Source organism: Citrobacter sp. Ce129 (assembly GCF_030334545.1).
Taxonomy (GTDB): domain Bacteria; phylum Pseudomonadota; class Gammaproteobacteria; order Enterobacterales; family Enterobacteriaceae; genus Citrobacter; species Citrobacter europaeus.
Map to the genome: position 1 here is coordinate 302586 of NZ_JAOWDS010000051.1, position 18796 is coordinate 321381.

Sequence of the window (18796 nt, forward strand, 5' to 3'; positions counted from 1 at the left end):
TCTTCACCCCATCACTGCAGTGCCTAAACGACAGGTGCAACAGCGTCGTCCCTGTTCATCAAAGATAACGATTTCCCAGCTTTGACTCTGACGCCCGAGGTGCAGCGGCTGGCAGACACCGCGCACTTTCCCCTGCGCAACCGCCCGATGATGGGTAGCGTTCAGTTCCGTCCCCACCACGCACTGCCCGTCGCGCGTCATCAGATAACCCGCCATCGAACCCAGTGTTTCCGCCAGAGCCGCCGACGCGCCGCCGTGCAGCAGGCCAAACGGCTGATGCGTGCGGCTATCCACCGGCATTTCGGCTTCCAGCACATCATCCCCCAGTCGGGTATAAACCATGCCAAGATGCGCCACCATCGTGTTCTGACTGGTAGCATTCAGTTCATCCAGCGTTAAATGACGTTTCCAGATCATGGTCATGCCCCCAGCGTAGAGCCGCCGTCCACCACGATATCCTGCAGCGTAATGTGGCTGGCAAGGTCAGAGGCGAGAAATAAAATGGTGTTGGTGATTTCCTGCGGCCGGGCGATTTTCCCCAGCGGAATACCGAGCTTGAACTGCTCGCCAAACCCACGAATGCGCTGTTGCTCCGCGTCATCACTGACCCACAACGTACGCTGCATGTCAGTGTCGGTCGAGCCTGGTGAAACCACATTACAACGCACACCGCTACCCGCCAGCTCAAGTCCGACGGTCAGCGCCAGGCTTTTCAACGCGGCTTTTGACGCGCCGTAGGCGCTCATGCCGATACGCGGTGTGTGCGCCGCATCCGACGCGACGGTCACGATCGCCCCGCCCTGCTGGCGACGAAACTGCGCCATCGTCTGCTGAAACAGATTGAACGCCCCGCCAACGTTTACCGCAAACGTCTGCTGCCACTCCTCAGCGCTCAGCGCATCGGTAGCCCCCATACGCAAAATACCTGCGGCATTGACCAACACATCCAAACGCTCGCGCGCTTTAAGGACGCGCTGGCACACCTCAGCCACCTGTCCGGCATTCGCCACATCCAGCACTTCGGTCGTAAATGGGTAGTTATCCTGAGGAAACTCGCGATCGAATCCTGTCACCTCAGCGCCAGCATGCGCAAATGCCAGCGCCGTGGTATAGCCAATCCCTTTTCCCGCCCCGGTTACCCAGACGGTTTTCCCTGCAAAATCAAATCCGGCCATTACTTCACCTCGCGGGAGAGCAGCGTCCACCAGGCGTCAATGGTCGGATTTTTCGCCAACATCACGAAATCAATGTCGCCATGAACTTTACGCCAGCGCGCCGCCAACGCCATCATGCGCACAGAATCCAGCCCGTAGTCGATCAGGTTTTCATCATCCATCGGCTCTTCAGACTCGTCCAGCAGCGGCAGAATAACGCTGCGCAACGCATCCTTAGTGGCCGGGACCGGGGTCGGTAATAATTCCTGAGTCATCACTACGCGCCCGGAACGCCCTGCCACGTATTTCAGCGACATCAGGTGCTCGTCACGGCTAAAGTCCGCCAGCGCATCGGCAACCATAAACGGCTTGATATCACGCATAAAGGCGTCCGTTGCGGTGGTCATACAGCCGATATGCGCATACACCCCGGTAATGATCAGTTGATTACGACCGGTTTCCTTGAGCATCTGTTCCAGCGGGGAGCGATGAAATGCGCTGTAACGCCATTTCACCAGAATGGTATCCGCTTCATCCGGGGCCAGCGCCTCAACAATCTTTTGCTGTTCTGGTGAACGCGTCAGACCCGGTCCCCACATATCATTGAGCAGAGCGCGGTCTTCATCACTCTGTTCTTTCGGCTGAGCGGTGTAATACACCGGAATGTTATGCTCTTTACAGTACTGACGCAGTGCGGCGATGTTAGCGACAACCTGCTCCATCATCGGGCAGTTATCACCCCAAAAGCCGATAAAATAATCCTGCATGTCGTGGATCAGCAGCGCGGCGCGTTCAGGGTCAAACGCCCAGTCGACCTTGTTCACCGGAACATCAAGCGCCGTGGGTAGCGCATAAGCCTGCAGTTTAGGAATTGCCATCTCTTTTTCTCCTTCAGGCCAGTGAACGTGCTGCCAGCCACTGACGTAATTGTTTTTTATCCACTTTCCCAACCGGGGTCAGCGGTAATGACTCAACGCATTCAACGCGGTCAGGTAATTTGAATTCCGCCACGCCCTGTTCACGTAGAAAACGACGCACCTGCACCGCGCGCAGCGGCTCTTTTACCACCAGCCAGGCACAGCTTTTCTCGCCCATCAGTTCGTCATCCATACTGACCAACGCGGCATGGATCACCGATGGATGGCGCAGCAGCAGGTTTTCAATCTCTTCAGCAGCGATCTTCTCCCCACCACGGTTGATCTGATCCTTCTCGCGTCCCTGAACGGTGATATAACCATCCGGATCGATAGCGATCAGATCGCCGGAACAATAAAAACCGTTGGCGTCAAAGGCGCTGGCATTGTGCTCTGGACTTTTGAAGTAGCCGCGGAAGGTGTAAGGGCCACGCGTCATCAGGCGTCCGGTTTCACCCTGGGCTAATGGATTGCCATCAGCGTCCGCCACCCAGACTTCATCATCGGGACACATTGGGCGACCCTGGGTATTGATGATGCGCTCCGGGCTATCATCCAGACGGGTGTAGTTCACCAGCCCTTCCGCCATGCCGAAGACCTGCTGCAGCTGGCAGCCAATCTCTGCAGGAATACGCGCCGCAAGCGTGGCGGAAAGACGTGCCCCACCAACCTGCAACAGCGTCAGCGAAGCCAATTGCGCATTGCTGCCCCATTCAGCAATGGCCTGCAACCACAGGCTCACCGCAGGCGGTACCAGCGCCGTGACGTTAACCTGATGCCGTTCTATTAGCGGGAAACACAGGGTTGCGCTCGGGTCATCCGCCAGCACCACGGTGCCGCCGGCCAGGAATACGCCCAGTGCGCCAGGCGAACTCATGGCGTAGTTATGCGCCGCCGGGATCGCGCACAGATAACGCGTTTCCCCGGTGAAGCGGCAAATCTCATTGCTGCGACGCACACTGTAGTAGTAATCGTTATGGGTACGAGGTATTAGCTTTGGCGTCCCGGTCGTCCCGCCGGAAAGCTGGAAGTACGCCACCTCATCAGCGGGCGACGGCGTGGCGGTAAAATCAGTCGCAGGTTGGCTTATCGCCGTTTGTAGATTGTGTTCACCTTCATCATTACGCAGTTGCACCACGCGCACTGAATTGTGTTCAGCCACAAAAGCGTTTAGAAAATCGTCCCCGCTAAACAGCGCATGCTGGCGATCGGCAATCAGCAGCGCCGGTTCAATCTGTTTGGCATAGGCGTTTAGTTCGTTACGCTGATGGCTGAATAACGCCAGCACCGGTGCTACGCCCAGCTTGAGCAGCGCAAAGAAGGTGATATACAGCTCAGCCACATTGCCCAGTTGTACCAGCGCGGTTTCACCGGGTTTGATCCCCTGACGGCGCAGGCTGCAGGCGAGATTGTCAGCGGCCTGATTTAGCTGGCGATAGCTCAGATGGCGTTCACCATCAATTACCGCCGTATGATCGCTTTCTGCGTGACGGGTCAGAATGTCGGTCAGCGGCAAATCCTGCCAGTAACCTTTTTCACGATAGCGGCGGGCAAACTCCTCCGGCCAGCGGGTGAAAGGAATACTCATTATCGCTCCTCAGAAGCCTGGTCAATAAGGCTCTTAATGCAGTCCAAAAACATTCAACATCGTGGAGAGCTTGGCCCCCGTTTCACGCCATTCCGCAACCGGAGAAGAGGCAGGAACAATCCCGGCGCCAGCAAAGAAACGAACCTGATTACGCAGCAGCTTCGCGCAGCGGATCGTCACCACCCATTCACCGTTACCTTCGGCATCGCACCAGCCAACAATGCCGCCGAACAGTTCGCGATCGAACGGCTCCAGCTCGGCGATAATGTTGCGTGCAACCTGATGTGGGAAACCGCTCAGCGCTGGCGTCGGATGCAGCAGACACGCCAGCGTCAGGGCGTTTTCCTGCGCGTTGGCTTTACCTTCAAACGGTGTGCCAAGGTGCCAGAGCGTTGGCGTGGTAACCAGTTGCGGTGAAGAAGGCAATTGCAGTTCACGGCTGCGATCGCGCAGGACGGTTTTCATCGCCTGCGTCACCAGTTCGTGCTCATGGCGATCCTTCTCGGAGGCCAGCAGGCGGATCCCCGCCTCTCGATCCAGCACATCATCTGGCTGACGACGTGCCGAGCCTGCCAGCGGCAATGAGCTAAAACGATCGCCTTCTTTGCGCAACAGCAGTTCCGGGCTGGCGCCAATCAATACGCCGCCGTCTTCCAGAGGCACATGGAAGTTGTAGCTCGCCGGATTTTGCGCCACCAGGCGCTCCAGCAGCGCGCCACTGTCAATGCTGGCATCGGTGGTGATATCGATCAGGCGTGACAACACCACTTTGTCGACTTCCGGGGTTGCCGTCAGCGCAGCCGCCCGGCTGACCATATCTTCAAAGAAATCCTGTTCCGGGATCGATTGACGTTCAACAACGTTCAGCGACTGATGCGCGTTAAAGTAACGTGATGACTGCTGCTTAGCCGTTCGGGAGAACGTCTGCCACGAGCGGGGAATAAACAGCGATGACGGCTGGCGGGTATCAAAAGGAATCGCCCCTACCATGATGGGGTTCGCGATACCCTGCGATTTGGCATCCGCAAACAGTGCATGCATTTTTTGTTGGAATGGGCTGTCTGGCGAATCGCCATCAATTGCCGGTTCCGCGTAGCGGGCGAAGCATCCTGACGTCGTAAAACTACGATACGGCGACATAAAGAAAAAACTGTCGGGAGCGAGCGTCGGCATAGTCTGCGTTTTTTCCTCGGCCAGTGACGTATCCATATCATCCTCCAAAAATGATAAAGGCTCTAATAATGATTATCATTTATATTTTCGGTCGCTAACCTAAAAGCAAAGCGCCGGTATGTCAACTCTTGTGGTAGCACAATGTGCGACTTTGGCTTGCATCCTTGCCCGCTAACAATGAAAATGAGAAGCATTACTTATACTGATAACAGGATGCTGATACGTGAGTCTCCCCTCTTTTTGTCGCACCGTGCTCTTACTGGCTGGTTTATCTATTTCAGGAATTTCTTCAGGTCATGCCGCCGACTGGCCGCGTCAGGTTACCGACAGTCGCGGCACGCATACGCTGGAGCATAAGCCACAGCGAATTGTCTCCACCAGCGTCACCCTCACCGGCTCGCTGCTGGCGATTGATGCCCCGGTCATCGCCAGCGGTGCCACTACGCCGAACAACCGCATCGGCGATGCACAGGGCTTTTTACGCCAGTGGAGCGAAGTGGCAAAGGCGCGCAAACTGAGCCGTTTGTACATCGGGGAACCGAGCGCTGAGGCCGTAGCGGCACAAATGCCGGATCTGATTCTGATAAGCGCCACTGGGGGCGATTCAGCCCTCGCGCTTTACGATCAGCTGTCCACCATTGCGCCAACGCTCATCATTAATTACGACGATAAAAGCTGGCAGTCGTTGCTGACCCAGTTAGGTGAAATTACCGGTCAGGAACAACAGGCGGCATCCCGTATTGCCGAGTTTGATAAGCAACTGCAGGCGGTTAAGCAACGTATCACCCTGCCGCCACAACCGGTCAGCGCGCTGGTGTATACCGCCGCGGCGCACAGCGCCAACCTGTGGACCCCTGAGTCGGCGCAGGGCAAACTGATGGAGCAATTAGGTTTCACGCTGGCCCCGCTGCCTGCCGGTTTGCACACCAGCCAGAGTCAGGGCAAACGCCACGATATCATCCAGCTTGGCGGTGAGAACCTGGCGGCTGGCCTGAACGGCAAAGCGCTGTTCCTGTTTGCTGGCGACAGCAAAGATGCCGATGCCATTTATGCCAATCCGCTTCTGGCGCATCTGCCAGCCGTGCAGAATAAACGTGTTTATGCTCTGGGTACGGAAACCTTCCGTCTCGACTACTACAGCGCGACATTGCTGCTGCAGCGTCTGTCGGCTCTGTTTTAATCGCCCGCGCCGGATACGGCTAATGCCTTATCCGGCCTCCCCTGGGCATAACGTTAGCTGGCATTCACGGGCATTTGTCGGAATCGGCGCACTTCACCCAACAGCAGCAGCAGTAGCAGACCGATAATCACCAGCCCAAAGCCACTCACGCTTGCCGAAGCGACCGGCGTCATTATCGCGCCCAGACCACCTAACAGCGCCGCGCCAATCGCATCGCCGGTAACGTTCTGCGCCGTCCACAAACCGTTAATTCGCCCAAGCATTGCTTCCGGCGTCTGCGTCTGTAACAGGGTGTATTGCAACAAAGAGCTGACCGCACTCAACCAGCCGAACAGCGCCAGGCAGACAACCCCAAGCTGCCAGACCGGCATCAGGCCAAACAGACCAATTGCCAGGAACGACGCTACGGTTGATGCCAGCATGATCAGTCCCGGACGAACGCTGTGCGCCAACTGTCCGCTGGTCAATGCCCCCACTGCCGCGCCAAGAGGAATGGCGGCATACAGCAGACCAATTTGCGCGCTCGACATGTGCCAGTTAATTGCCAACGCCGGATACAGCACGCGCACGGCGCTCGCCATAGTCAGCAGACCGCCGAGCAGCGCAATGCCGCCAATTAACGGGCTGGCAAGCAGAAAGCGAAATGCTGCCAGCAGCGATTTCAGCGGATGCTCACGCGGCTGTGGCGGAGGCGGCAACGCGGGAAGACTCAACAACGGCAGCAAGGTAATGAAAGTACCCGCCGCCGCCAGCCCGTAGTTCCAGGCCACGCCGCCGGTCGCGAGCAGCACCCCGCCAAGCATCGGCGAAATTACCGAACCCAGGCGTACCGTCAGCATGGTAATTGCCCCGGCCTGCATCAAATTCTCGCGCCCGACCAGCGCCGGCGTTGCCGCCAGCAAAGCGGTTACGCCCAACGAGGCAAAGAAACCGTCCCATAAGCCAAGCAGATAAATGGCCAGTAACGATGGTTCGGGCAGCAGCGCATTCAGACACAGACCAATAAAGCCGACGCCGCAGGTTCCACGCGCCAGCAGGATCACTTTTTTACGCTCATAGCGATCGGCCAGCACCCCGCCCACCATCAGGCCAATAAACATTGCGCTGCCGGTCAGCGTCACCGATAAACCTACCTGCCAGGTCGACTGAGTCATCATCTGGATCTGTACCGGAACCGCCACGCCGAGTAGCCCCAGAGAGACAATGGAAATAAAACGGGCGAGGAAGACGGCGCGAAATGCAGGGTGGGTCTTTAACAGGCTGAGATTGAGCAGCCAGGATTGTCGATTCATTACAGAGCCTTACCAGGTACTTTTTCAATATCCATTCGATGGCTGCACATGCTAACATATCCAAATAAGATCGATAACGATAATTACTATCATTATCAGGGAAGTTGATATGTCATGCTCTGTTTCCGCGACACGCGCCTTCGCCGTGCCCGGACTATTGTTATTACTCGTTCTCACCACGGTATTAAGTCTGGTTATTGGCGCCAAGTCGCTACCTGCCTCCGTGGTGCTGGATGCGCTCACCGGCAGTTGTCAAAGCGCTGATTGCACCATCGTGCTGGACGCGCGCCTGCCGCGCACGCTGGCGGGGCTGCTCGCGGGTGGCGCGCTGGGCCTGGCTGGCGCATTAATGCAAACGCTCACGCGTAACCCTCTCGCCGATCCCGGTATTCTGGGCGTCAACTCTGGCGCCAGCTTCGCTATTGTGCTGGGAGCCGCGCTTTTCGGCTTTTCCTCTGCGCAAGAGCAACTGCTGATGGCCTTTTGCGGGGCGCTGGCCGCATCACTGATCGTTGCATTTACCGGTAGCCAGGGCGGCGGACAGTTAAGCCCGGTACGTCTGACGCTGGCGGGCGTAGCGCTGGGCGCAGTGCTGGAAGGATTATCTACCGGCATCGCCCTGCTCAATCCGGACGTCTACGACCAGTTGCGTTTCTGGCAGGCCGGTTCACTGGATATCCGTAGCCTGCAAACGCTAAAGGTTGTTCTGGTACCGGTACTGATTGCTGCGGCTGTCGCGTTGTTCCTCAGCCGGGCACTGAATAGTCTGAGCCTTGGCAGCGACACCGCTACCGCGCTTGGCAGTAAAGTCGCTCGCACGCAGTTTATTGGCCTGCTGGTGATTACCGTATTGTGCGGCAGTGCAACCGCGATTGTCGGTCCTATCGCCTTTATTGGCCTGATGATGCCGCATATGGCGCGCTGGTTGGTGGGGGCGGATCACCGCTGGTCACTACCCGTAACCCTGCTGGCAACCCCTTCTCTGTTACTGATTGCCGATATCATCGGTCGCCTGATTGTCCCCGGTGAGCTGCGCGTTTCGGTGGTCAGCGCCTTCATCGGCGCGCCAGTGCTTATCTTTCTGGTACGGCGGAAACCGCGTGGAGGTGGCGCATGATGCACCTCCCTCGCCGCCTGATAATCAGCAGCCTGCTGCTGGTTGTAGGATGTCTCGCCGTTGGCTTGTGGAGCCTGCGTAGCGGCGTCGTTACGCTGGAAACCCAGCAAATTATTGCTGCCCTGCTCGGCGATGCGCCGCGTAGCATTACACTGGTGGTGACCGAATGGCGTTTGCCACGCGTGCTCATGGCGCTATTGATTGGCGCGGCGCTCGGCGTGAGCGGCGCAATATTTCAGTCGCTGATGCGCAACCCGCTGGGTAGCCCGGATGTGATGGGTTTCAATACCGGGGCCTGGAGCGGTGTGCTGGTGGCAATGGTACTGTTCGGACAGCATCTTACCGCTATCGCGCTGGCAGCCATGCTGGGTGGGGTCCTGACCTCTCTGGTAGTCTGGGCGCTCGCCTGGCGCAATGGTATCGACACCTTCCGGCTGATTATTATTGGTATCGGCATACGCGCTATGCTGGTCGCGTTCAACACCTGGCTATTGCTGAAAGCATCATTAGAAACCGCGCTGACGGCCGGGCTGTGGAACGCCGGTTCGCTCAATGGCCTGACCTGGGCCAAGACCTGGCCTTCTGCCCCACTGATTATCATCATGCTGGTGTGCGCCACGCTGCTGGTACGCCGGATGCGTTTGCTGGAAATGGGTGATGACAGCGCCTGCGCGCTTGGCGTCAGTGTAGAACGCTCACGTCTGATGATGATGCTGGTAGCGGTTGTACTGACCGCTTCCGCCACCGCGCTGGCAGGTCCAATCTCGTTTATTGCCCTTGTCGCCCCGCATATCGCGCGGCGGATTAGCGGCACATCGCGCTGGGGATTAACCCTGTCGGCGTTGTGCGGCGCGTTGCTGCTGCTGATGGCTGATTTATGCGCCCAACAGCTCTTTATGCCTTATCAGCTTCCGGTGGGCGTTGTCACCGTAAGCCTCGGCGGTATTTATCTTATCGTCTTGTTAATTCAGGAGTCCCGCAAAAAATGATCGAATCAGTAGCCCGTTTGCGTGGCGACCAGTTAACGCTGGGTTATGGCAAGTTTACCGTGGCGGAAAACCTCAATGTGTCGATTCCCGACGGTCACTTCACCGCAATCATCGGGCCAAACGGCTGCGGAAAATCAACGCTACTGCGCACGCTGAGTCGTTTGATGACGCCCGCGCATGGCAAGGTCTGGCTCGACGGCGAGCATATTCAGCACTATGCCAGCAAAGAGGTTGCCCGCAGAATAGGTTTGCTGGCGCAAAACGCCACCACGCCGGGTGATATTACGGTACAGGAACTGGTTGCCCGCGGGCGCTACCCGCACCAGCCATTGTTTACCCGCTGGCGCAATGAAGATGAAATCGCGGTCTCCAACGCAATGCAGGCGACAGGTATCACACATCTTGCATCACAAAGTGTGGATACCCTTTCCGGTGGACAACGCCAGCGCGCATGGATTGCGATGGTGCTGGCGCAGGAAACGTCGATTATGCTGCTTGATGAACCCACCACCTGGCTGGATATCAGCCATCAGATCGATCTGCTGGAGCTGCTGAGTGAGCTCAATCGGGAGAAAGGTTATACGCTGGCCGCCGTTCTGCACGACCTCAATCAGGCCTGTCGCTATGCGACGCATCTGATTGCGCTGCGTGACGGAAAGATTATTGCCGAGGGTGCGCCAAAGGAGATAGTCACCGCACAGCTTATTGAAAAAATCTACGGTCTGCGCTGTATGATTATCGACGATCCGGTTGCCGGAACGCCGTTAGTGGTGCCGTTAGGACGTACGGCGAACAGGTAAACACCGCCACCTCCGCAGAGGTGGCGAGACCATTTACTGAATGTCTTTGAGCAGGTCACACATGACTGGCCCAATCTTCTCAAACGCCTCAGGGGTTATGATATCAACGTGCGCGCAGTCCTGACGATAGACATCCAGACTGGATATCCACGGCGACCAACTGCGCTCCGGACTGACTCCCGGCACTAAGGTACGCTCAGCGACGAACAGCGTGGCGTGACCAGCAAACGGCACGCTGTGTGCCGTGGTGAGCAGGCGAACCGCATCGGCGTAGTTACCTTCGATTGCGTTAAATAAGGTCTCTGACGCATTACCCTGCTGCGCAGCCAGAAACGCTTCACGCTCGCGCGCGATCTCCGCCAGTACCGCTGGATCTAACCCATTGGCCTCTTTATCCTGCCAGTTTTGCGTTTCCGGCGGCCAGGTATCGAGCAGTCCCAGGAATGCAACTGTCTCTCCTCTGGCATGTAAGCGCGCGGCAATCCCCTGCGCCAGCGTGCCTCCCAGCGAGTAACCTAATAAATAGTAGGGACCATGAGGCTGCTGGCTGAGCAGCGTTGCCAAATGATGTTCACATACCGCATCAAGGTTCTCCGCCGTTTGCATAGGGCCATCCGGCCTTGGAGACTGAATGCCGGTAATCGACCATTGCGGGCTGAGGTAGCGCGACAGCACGCTAAACTGCCAGGCAAAACCCGACGCCGGATGGAAGCAAAACAGCGTTGGCCCGTGACTTTGGCGCAGCGGCAGTAGCGTCTCAAATCCCAGACGCTGCGACTGCTCATCATCATTGCTCTCCAGCAGTGCGCTCAGTTGTTCAACGGTAGAAGCCACCATTATCTGCCCAGGCGTCACCTGACGCTCAAAAGCCAGGCTCAACTGCGCTGCCAGCTTCATCGCCAGCAACGAATGACCACCAAGCGCAAAGAAGTCCGCCTCCACGTCATTCACCTCGCAACTCAGCAAAGCCGCAAAAGACTGTGCGATGGTAGTTTCAGTCCCTGTACGCGGCGCGCGCCCGGAAGTACGCGACGTCAACTGCGGCATCGGCAGCGCTTTACGATCCAGTTTACCGTTCGCGCTAAGCGGTAGCTCCGCCAGTTGCAACAATACCGTTGGCACCATATGCGCAGGCAGTTTTTCACGCAGACTGTCCCGCAATGCGGACGTATCCAGCGGTAACCCCGATTGCGACACCAGATACCCCACCAGTTGACGCGCATCGCCGCCTGTCGCCGCCGCCTGGTTGAATACGCAGGCATGGGCAACGGCATGCTCGACATCAGGCAACTGCTGCATCACCCGATCAATCTCACCAAGCTCAATGCGTTGTCCGCGAATTTTAAGCTGGTCATCGCTGCGCCCAAGGTATTCCACCGCGCCATTTTCCAGCCAGCGCGCCACATCCCCGGTACGGTACATGCGTTCGCCGGCGTTAAACGGATCGGCGATAAAGCGGCTTGCGGTCAGATCCGCTCGCCCCAGGTATCCTTGCGCCAGTTGGATCCCCGTCAGATACAGGTCACCCGCCACGCCGAAAGGCACCGGGCGCATCATGGCATCCAGGATGCGTAAACCTGTATTCCATACCGGATAACCAATCGGCACGCTGTTGCCGGTTACGGCGGCAAGTTCATCCCCACAGGCCGGATACCAGCTCACATCGACCGCCGCTTCCGTTGGCCCGTATAAATTGTGCAGTGGCGCACGAGTCAACTGCTCCCACTCGCGACATAAATCTGCAGGCAAGGCTTCACCGCTGCAGAATACCCGTTTCAGCGAGGCGCAACTCTCCCGCGCGGTTTCCGGCGTCAGTGAAGCGACAAAAGCGGCCAGCATCGAAGGAACGAAGTGCGTGGTCGTCACCCCGTATTGGGCAAAGAATTGCTGCATCGCCAGCGGATCGCGGTGCGCCTCAGGTTCCGCCATTACCAGTTTAGCCCCGGCAATAAACGGCCAGAAAAACTCCCATACCGAGACGTCAAAACTGCACGGCGTTTTTTGCGCCACCACATCATCTGCGGCCAGCGGGTAGTGATTTTGCATCCACAGCAAACGGTTAACGATGGCGGTTTGCCCAACCATTACCCCTTTTGGTCTGCCGGTAGAACCGGAAGTAAAAATGATATAGGCCGTATGATTGGGTTGAGATAGCGCCAGCGGAGCTGCATCTTCTGCTGGCAGCGGCGCGTTGTAGCACAGACTTTCCAGCGCCGGAATATCGCTAAAGCGCGCCAGTTGCTCTTCGATCGCGATCAGCAATTTCGGTTTTGCGTCTTCGAGCATCATCCGCAGGCGATCGTCCGGGTATCCGGTATCCAATGGCAGCCAGGCGGCTCCTGCCTCAACAATACCGTGCAATGCCAGCGTCAGGAACACGGAACGCGGTAATGCCACGGCTACGCTGTCGCCAGGGCGGACGCCACGCTCGCGCAGAAGCTGCGCCAGCGCCACGACCTGCTGGCGCATTTCGCGATAGCTAAACTGATAACGGGCATCGGCCAGCGCCGGGGCATCCGGCGTTTTATCAGCCTGCTGCGCCACTAACGCGCTCAGCGTAGTGGACGGGATCTCCACGGTGGTGTCGTTAATCTTCGTCAGCCGCTCATGTTCTATTGGCAACAGCATCCCGGCGTCGCCGCAGCATAGCGCCGGATTGTCGGCAAACTGCTCGATAAGCCCAATTAAACGTGATGCATGCTGCGCCAGCGTCTCGGCTTCATAACGTTGTTTATTGGCCAGGATTTCAATACTCAAACCGCCGTTTTCATCCGGGAACAGCGCCAGCTCAAGATCGTTCACCGGCCCCGTCGCCAGCGTATGAGTTCGCGCCTGCACGCCGGGAATATTGAGCTGATAGTCGAATATTTTCACGTTCAGCACCGGGCCAAACAGAGGTTCAGCACCGGCTGCGCGCCCGCTGTCGCGAACAATTTGCTCGGCATCATAACGCTGATGTCGGCGCATTTTCTTTAACTGTCCGGCCAGTCGTTGTGCAAGCGCAGGCAAGCTTTCTGCCGCATCCAGTTGCACACCAAATGGCAAAACGTTTAAAACGGGTCCGCTGGACGTCAGCGCCGCCGATCCCATGCGCCGCATAAAGATAAACCCGGCTGCATAATCCATTCGGCTGCACAAACGTCCCAGCCACAACGCCACCAGCGCGAGGGCCAGATCCGCACGCTGAACGTCAGGCATACGTGCCGCAAGCCGGCGAAACTCCCCTTCAGGCGCGGTTAACTTCAGACGAATGATATCCGCGCTGGCTGACCGCCCCGGCAGTGGTTTATCAGATAGCGATGCCGGAGGTGGGAGTTGCTTTCGTTGCTCGCTCCAGAAGGCGCCGTCGCGTTGCCAGGCATCACTCTGACGATACTGTTGATACTCTTCCACCACCTCAGCAAATGGCGTAAAAGGTGATTCTGGCGTGGACTCGCCATGCAGCCATGCGCGGTAAATCGCGGCTATCTGGCGGGTAATGGCCGGAAAACTGAAGCCATCAACCAGCAGATGATGATAACGCTGATACCAATACCAACGCTTGTCTCCCACCTGAATGAGCAGGTGAAAAACCAGCGGTTTGCCGCTATCAGCACGTATGTCCTGCTGCAGGTCTGCCTGCATCAACGCTCGTGCCGCCTCATGGGGATTGGATTTTTCACGCAGGTCAATAACGTCGGGTTGCGCAAAGGCGAGCGCGGGGTCTACCCATTGCCAGACCTCGCCGTTATCTTCGCTAAACCGCATCCGTAGGGTATCTGCCTGCTCCAGACCCGCCACAACCGCTTTTGCCAGTAACGGCGCGTCCAGTTCGCCGGTTAATTCTACGTAGTGCGCCACGCTCCATGCCGAGGGCAATGTGGAGAGTTTTTCCGCCATCCAGATCCCCGGCTGAGCCGCGACTAATGGTAAACGCTGAGTCATGGAGCCTCCTGCACATCGACGTAATTTGCTGGCGTCAGCGTGGTCCAGTTTGCATCCAGCCATTGCTGGCAGGCTTCCTGGGATTGGGGTTCGCACGCGACCGTCCAACCAGCAGGAAGTGAGCATTGTCGCGGCCAAAGGCTAAACTGACGTTGGGGATTTTGCAGAATGTAAAACTGGCCCTGCGGATTATCGAAGGGGTTACTGAATTCCATACTCAACTCCTGTCGTGGAACGTCGTCCGGTTAAATCGTGTCGGTAAGCGGTTGCCAGAGCGTTATAAGCCCTTGCATCAAACCGCCGCGCCAGCAAAGCGCATCGTGTCCGCCATCAACCTGACGCCAGAAAATAGACTGTGGTGCAGAGGGTAACTGGGCATATAGCGCCTGATTAGCGCGAAAAATAATGGGCTCGCGGATCCCGGCTTCCAGGACAATACGCAGCCCCTGAGCACTGACCTTCCCGCTCTTCAGTTGCTCAACGATCGTCCCATCCTGATAACCACCGCGATGCGGCCACCAGTAAGAGCCCGACTGGCTGAGTACGCAGCCAAAGCGCGCGGGCCAGTTTAGCCCGGCATACAGCGATGACAATCCGCCAAAACTTTGTCCGGCGACCACCGTGCGCTGCGGGTCATCACTGAACGCGGTTGTCGTCTTCACCAGCGGCAACAGCTCCTCTTGTACCGCCAACCAAAAATCCGCGTTACACGGCAGTTCGCGGCTACGGTGAGCCGTGTCGATGGCATCAATCAGGAGATAAACGGCAGGAGGAAGGTGCCCACGATGCGTAAGTGAAGTTAGCGCAGGCCAGACCGGCATACTCTGCGCCCAAAACTGTCCGTCCAGCAGGATAGCCAACGGACGCGTTTCGGGTTGAGCATCACCGGTGGTAAACACCCATACGCGACGCGTATTGCCGAGCCTGGCGCTACGCCATTGCAGACACACTGTGGGTGAATCGGGGTTTTCAGGTCGATCCCATCCTGGCTGTACGGGTGCCTCCGGCATTTCCAGCGCAGACACCGCGTGGCCACGACCGCCCTGCCAGCTCTGCGAATTAAGGGGGTCAGCAATAGCCTGCGGCAGTAATTGCCGCCAGCCTTCACGCAGCGCGGTTCGGTCAGGGGTGTCGCCCAGCGCCTGCGGTGCAAAAATATCGTTGCGCGCTGTTGGGATAAAACAGTAACTGCCACGCCAGTTGGCGCTGAGGGAAACACTCCAGCACCAAATATTCGTTCCATCAATGCGTCGCATCGACTGAGGGGTAGCATTTTGATGGTGGTCGGTGACGCCGGTGATATAAACCCAAACGTGATGAATGGCTGACTCTTTCTCCGTTCCCTGCGGGTCACGCCACCAGAAGGTTACCCGATAATTTCCGTTGTCTTCACGCTCCCACTCCGGGCCTTTTTTTGACTGCCACCACGCCTCGCTTCCCATCTTTAACGTCGTCACCGCCATAACCCCATGTTTATCGTGAAATTTTATGATCTAGCGTGAAATATATTGATAATATTATTGATAACTATTTGCATTTGCAATAGCGTATTGTCGCGCTGTGGGAAGCGCGCACAGTTTTTCACCACTTATAAACCGACCTGGCACTGCGTACTTTTTCTGGAATGGAGGGTTTACGCGGATGCGGGCGACATCAGGCCAAATGCCGCAACACGGCACATTGGAACTCGTGGCTAAAAGAACAGCAGGACATACAATGAACAACAAGATTCATTCACTGGCCTTATTGGTCAATTTAGGGATTTACGGGGTAGCCCTGCCAGCAATGGCAGAAGATCAAACCGATAGCGCCGCAGTCTCTCATGAAGACACCATCGTCGTTACCGCTGCCCAGCAGAACCTGCAAGCGCCGGGCGTTTCAACCATTACCGCTGATGAGATTCGTAAGAATCCTCCCGCTCGCGATGTGTCGGAAATCATCCGTACCATGCCAGGCGTTAACCTGACCGGTAACTCAACCAGCGGACAGCGCGGCAACAACCGTCAGATCGATATCCGCGGCATGGGGCCAGAAAACACCCTGATTCTGATCGACGGTAAACCGGTTACCAGCCGTAACTCCGTACGCCAGGGCTGGCGCGGCGAGCGTGATACCCGCGGCGATACCGCCTGGGTCCCACCGGAAATGATCGAACGTATTGAAGTGCTGCGCGGTCCTGCCGCGGCACGCTATGGCAACGGTGCGGCTGGCGGCGTGGTGAATATCATCACCAAAAAAGGCAGCAATGAATGGCACGGCTCCTGGGATACCTATTTCAACGCCCCGGAACACAAAGATGAAGGTTCGACCAAGCGGACCAACTTTAGCCTGAATGGCCCATTGGGCGGGGATTTCAGCTTCCGTCTGTACGGTAATCTCGATAAAACTCAGGCCGACGCGTGGGACATCAACCAGGGCCATCAGTCTGAACGTACCGGCACCTACTCCAACACCTTACCCGCCGGTCGTGAAGGGGTAATCAACAAAGACATTAACGGCGTGGTTCGCTGGGATTTCGCCCCGCTCCAGTCACTGGAACTGGAAGCTGGCTATAGCCGTCAGGGCAACCTGTATGCGGGTGACACCCAAAACACCAACACCAACCAACTGGTGAAAGATAACTACGGGAAAGAGACCAACCGTCTTTACCGCCAGAACTACTCTCTGACCTGGAACGGCGGCTGGGATAACGGCGTCACCACCAGCAACTGGGTGCAGTACGAACACACGCGTAACTCCCGTACACCGGAAGGCCTGGCAGGTGGTACTGAAGGGATTTTCGACCCGAATGCGTCACAAAAATATCTCGACGCCGACCTGAGTGACGTCATGCTGCACAGTGAGGTCAGCATTCCGTTAGATCTGCTGGTCAACCAAAATCTGACGCTTGGTACCGAATGGAACCAGCAGCGCATGAAAGACATGTTATCTAATTCACAGACCTTTATGGGCGGTGATATTCCAGGGGCCAGCAGCACTAACCGTAGCCCGTACTCAGATGCAGAGATTTTCTCTCTGTTTGCTGAAAATAACATGGAGCTGACCGACAGCACGATGCTGACGCCAGGTCTGCGTTTCGACCATCACAGCATCGTCGGCGACAACTGGAGTCCGTCCCTGAACCTGTCCCAGGGTCTGGGTGACGACTTTACGCTGAAAATGGGCATCGCGCGCGCCTATAAAGCGCCAAGCCTGTATCAACTTAACCCGAACTACATTCTGTACAGCAAGGGGCAGGGTTGCTACGCCACCGGTTCCGCGACCGGTATTGGTTGCTATATGATGGGCAACGACGATCTGAAGGCCGAAACCAGTATCAACAAAGAGATTGGTCTTGAGTTCAAGCGCGACGGCTGGCTGGCTGGGGTAACCTGGTTCCGCAACGATTATCGCAACAAAATTGAAGCAGGTACGGTACCGTTCGACAGAACGTCTATCACCAACAAAGGGAAGACGACTTACACCGATATCTACCAGTGGGAAAACATTCCTAAAGCGGTGGTTGAGGGCCTGGAAGGTACGTTGAACGTGCCGGTTAGCGAAACCGTTAACTGGACCAACAACATCACTTACATGCTGCAAAGTAAGAATAAAGAGACCGGCGAACGCCTGTCGATTATTCCTGAGTACACGCTGAACTCGACTCTAAGCTGGCAGGCACGCGAAGATTTGTCGCTGCAGTCCACCTTCACCTGGTACGGCAAACAGCAGCCGAAGAAGTACGATTACCAGGGTAAACCGGTAACCGGTAGTTCGGCGAATGAAGTCAGCCCGTACAGCATCGTCGGCCTGAGCGCGACCTGGGATGTGACGAAAAACGTCAGCCTGACTGGCGGCGTGGATAACGTCTTCGACAAACGTCTGTGGCGTGAAGGTAATGCCCAGACCACGGGCGATATTGTAACCGGGAACTATATGGCGGGCGCTGGCGCATACACCTATAACGAACCGGGCCGGACGTGGTTCATGAGCGTTAACACGCACTTCTGATAACGTTTTCCCTCTCCTCGCTGCGGGGAGAGGGAAATTATAACTATCATGCACATCACGCACACACCGCTCACTTTCGCAGACCACACGCTGCACATTGTCGAGTTCGATCCCGCCAGCTTCCATGAGCACGACCTGCTCTGGCTCCCCCACCACACTCAGCTTCAGTCCTGTGGACGTAAGCGTAAAGCTGAGCACTTAGCTGGGCGTATTGCCGCAGTACACGCGCTGCGTGAGTTTAGTCACAAAACCGTACCCGGCATCGGCGCGCAACGCCAACCGTTGTGGCCGCAAAATCTGTTTGGCAGCATCAGTCATAGCGGAACAATCGCCCTGGCCGCGGTATCAACGCATCCCGTCGGGCTGGATATAGAAACTATTTTTACGCAGCAAATGGCGAACGAACTGGTAAGTAGTATTGTCACCAATACAGAAAAAGCGTGGTTGGCTAATAGCGGTCTGTCTGTGGAGCAGGCTCTCACGCTGGCATTTTCCGCCAAAGAAAGTGCCTTTAAAGCAACCCAGGCGTCACAACAATCAGTCGCCGAATTTACGCAGTATCAAATCGTTGAGTTGCAACACAACCAAATGATACTACGTGCTCACAGCCAGGCGTATCGCGTGCAATGGCGGTTCTCGGGTAATGATGTAATCACACTGGCAACAGTGTGAACG

15 protein-coding genes are annotated in these 18796 nt (G+C 56.8%); 6 read left to right on the plus strand and 9 right to left on the minus strand.

What is annotated here, in order from left to right:
* Positions 1-3: 3 nt before the first annotated feature.
* The 5 genes from entH to entC are packed head-to-tail and all read right to left on the minus strand — an operon-like array spanning position 4 to position 4865.
* A complete protein-coding gene (gene entH, locus OGV77_RS03510) occupies positions 4-417 on the minus strand; it encodes a proofreading thioesterase EntH (protein ID WP_029139447.1) in 414 nt (137 codons plus the stop codon).
* Between the two features lie 2 nt (positions 418-419).
* Positions 420-1175, minus strand: coding sequence for a 2,3-dihydro-2,3-dihydroxybenzoate dehydrogenase EntA (entA, locus tag OGV77_RS03515; protein WP_087051583.1), 756 nt, complete (start codon positions 1173-1175; stop codon positions 420-422).
* On the minus strand, positions 1175-2032 hold the full coding sequence (locus OGV77_RS03520; protein ID WP_043015539.1) for an isochorismatase: 858 nt from the start codon (positions 2030-2032) through the stop codon (positions 1175-1177). Before OGV77_RS03520 ends, entA begins: the two co-directional genes overlap by 1 nt.
* A gap of 13 nt (positions 2033-2045) precedes the next feature.
* Positions 2046-3656 (minus strand): (2,3-dihydroxybenzoyl)adenylate synthase EntE, encoded by a 1611-nt coding sequence (gene entE / locus OGV77_RS03525; protein ID WP_087051584.1) that lies wholly within the window; start codon positions 3654-3656, stop codon positions 2046-2048.
* 33 nt (positions 3657-3689) lie between these two features.
* Positions 3690-4865: an isochorismate synthase EntC gene (gene entC, locus OGV77_RS03530; protein WP_087051585.1), complete on the minus strand. Its 1176-nt coding sequence runs from the start codon at positions 4863-4865 to the stop codon at positions 3690-3692.
* Between the two features lie 187 nt (positions 4866-5052).
* On the opposite strand from entC, the gene fepB reads away from it, so the two are divergent.
* The gene (gene fepB / locus OGV77_RS03535; RefSeq protein WP_047412778.1) at positions 5053-6009 is read left to right on the plus strand and encodes a Fe2+-enterobactin ABC transporter substrate-binding protein; all 957 of its coding nucleotides are present in this window, start codon (positions 5053-5055) and stop codon (positions 6007-6009) included.
* 53 nt (positions 6010-6062) lie between these two features.
* Here fepB and entS read toward each other — a convergent pair whose 3' ends face one another.
* On the minus strand, positions 6063-7301 hold the full coding sequence (gene entS / locus OGV77_RS03540) for an enterobactin transporter EntS (RefSeq protein WP_043015535.1): 1239 nt from the start codon (positions 7299-7301) through the stop codon (positions 6063-6065).
* Between the two features lie 109 nt (positions 7302-7410).
* Here entS and fepD point away from each other — a divergent pair, with 109 nt between their 5' ends.
* Genes fepD through fepC form a run of 3 tightly spaced genes read left to right on the plus strand, consistent with a single transcriptional unit; the run spans position 7411 to position 10207 of the window.
* Positions 7411-8418: a Fe(3+)-siderophore ABC transporter permease gene (fepD, locus tag OGV77_RS03545; RefSeq protein WP_043015534.1), complete on the plus strand. Its 1008-nt coding sequence runs from the start codon at positions 7411-7413 to the stop codon at positions 8416-8418.
* The gene (gene fepG, locus OGV77_RS03550) at positions 8415-9407 is read left to right on the plus strand and encodes an iron-enterobactin ABC transporter permease (RefSeq protein WP_043015533.1); all 993 of its coding nucleotides are present in this window, start codon (positions 8415-8417) and stop codon (positions 9405-9407) included. Before fepD ends, fepG begins: the two co-directional genes overlap by 4 nt.
* A complete protein-coding gene (fepC, locus tag OGV77_RS03555; protein ID WP_075145017.1) occupies positions 9404-10207 on the plus strand; it encodes an iron-enterobactin ABC transporter ATP-binding protein in 804 nt (267 codons plus the stop codon). The genes fepG and fepC overlap by 4 nt, the downstream gene beginning before the upstream one ends.
* Before the next feature lie 33 nt (positions 10208-10240).
* Here the strand turns inward: fepC and entF are convergent, their stop codons facing one another.
* Genes entF through fes form a run of 3 tightly spaced genes read right to left on the minus strand, consistent with a single transcriptional unit; the run spans position 10241 to position 15594 of the window.
* On the minus strand, positions 10241-14131 hold the full coding sequence (gene entF / locus OGV77_RS03560) for an enterobactin non-ribosomal peptide synthetase EntF (RefSeq protein ID WP_087051586.1): 3891 nt from the start codon (positions 14129-14131) through the stop codon (positions 10241-10243).
* Entirely contained in the window at positions 14128-14346 is a 219-nt protein-coding gene (locus OGV77_RS03565) for an MbtH family protein (protein WP_047412796.1), read from the minus strand. Before OGV77_RS03565 ends, entF begins: the two co-directional genes overlap by 4 nt.
* Positions 14347-14376: 30 nt before the next feature.
* A complete protein-coding gene (gene fes, locus OGV77_RS03570; RefSeq protein WP_087051587.1) occupies positions 14377-15594 on the minus strand; it encodes an enterochelin esterase in 1218 nt (405 codons plus the stop codon).
* A 253-nt stretch (positions 15595-15847) separates the two neighbouring features.
* Between fes and OGV77_RS03575 the strand changes: the two genes are divergently transcribed.
* Positions 15848-18121, plus strand: a complete 2274-nt coding sequence (locus OGV77_RS03575; RefSeq protein ID WP_080625578.1) for a TonB-dependent siderophore receptor — start codon at positions 15848-15850, stop codon at positions 18119-18121.
* 48 nt (positions 18122-18169) lie between these two features.
* Complete coding sequence (entD, locus tag OGV77_RS03580) at positions 18170-18793, plus strand: enterobactin synthase subunit EntD (protein WP_087051588.1); 624 nt, start codon at positions 18170-18172, stop codon at positions 18791-18793.
* The last annotated feature ends 3 nt before the right edge of the window (positions 18794-18796 follow it).

Coding starts and splice junctions, on each gene's coding strand:
- entE (WP_087051584.1), bottom strand. CDS start 3,656: ATGAGTATTCCTTTCACCCGCTGGCCGGAGGAGTTTGCCCGCCGCTAT.
- fepG (WP_043015533.1), top strand. CDS start 8,415: ATGATGCACCTCCCTCGCCGCCTGATAATCAGCAGCCTGCTGCTGGTT.
- entD (WP_087051588.1), top strand. CDS start 18,170: ATGCACATCACGCACACACCGCTCACTTTCGCAGACCACACGCTGCAC.
- entF (WP_087051586.1), bottom strand. CDS start 14,131: ATGACTCAGCGTTTACCATTAGTCGCGGCTCAGCCGGGGATCTGGATG.
- fepC (WP_075145017.1), top strand. CDS start 9,404: ATGATCGAATCAGTAGCCCGTTTGCGTGGCGACCAGTTAACGCTGGGT.
- entH (WP_029139447.1), bottom strand. CDS start 417: ATGATCTGGAAACGTCATTTAACGCTGGATGAACTGAATGCTACCAGT.
- OGV77_RS03520 (WP_043015539.1), bottom strand. CDS start 2,032: ATGGCAATTCCTAAACTGCAGGCTTATGCGCTACCCACGGCGCTTGAT.
- OGV77_RS03575 (WP_080625578.1), top strand. CDS start 15,848: ATGAACAACAAGATTCATTCACTGGCCTTATTGGTCAATTTAGGGATT.
- entS (WP_043015535.1), bottom strand. CDS start 7,301: ATGAATCGACAATCCTGGCTGCTCAATCTCAGCCTGTTAAAGACCCAC.
- entA (WP_087051583.1), bottom strand. CDS start 1,175: ATGGCCGGATTTGATTTTGCAGGGAAAACCGTCTGGGTAACCGGGGCG.
- fepD (WP_043015534.1), top strand. CDS start 7,411: ATGTCATGCTCTGTTTCCGCGACACGCGCCTTCGCCGTGCCCGGACTA.
- entC (WP_087051585.1), bottom strand. CDS start 4,865: ATGGATACGTCACTGGCCGAGGAAAAAACGCAGACTATGCCGACGCTC.
- fes (WP_087051587.1), bottom strand. CDS start 15,594: ATGGCGGTGACGACGTTAAAGATGGGAAGCGAGGCGTGGTGGCAGTCA.
- OGV77_RS03565 (WP_047412796.1), bottom strand. CDS start 14,346: ATGGAATTCAGTAACCCCTTCGATAATCCGCAGGGCCAGTTTTACATT.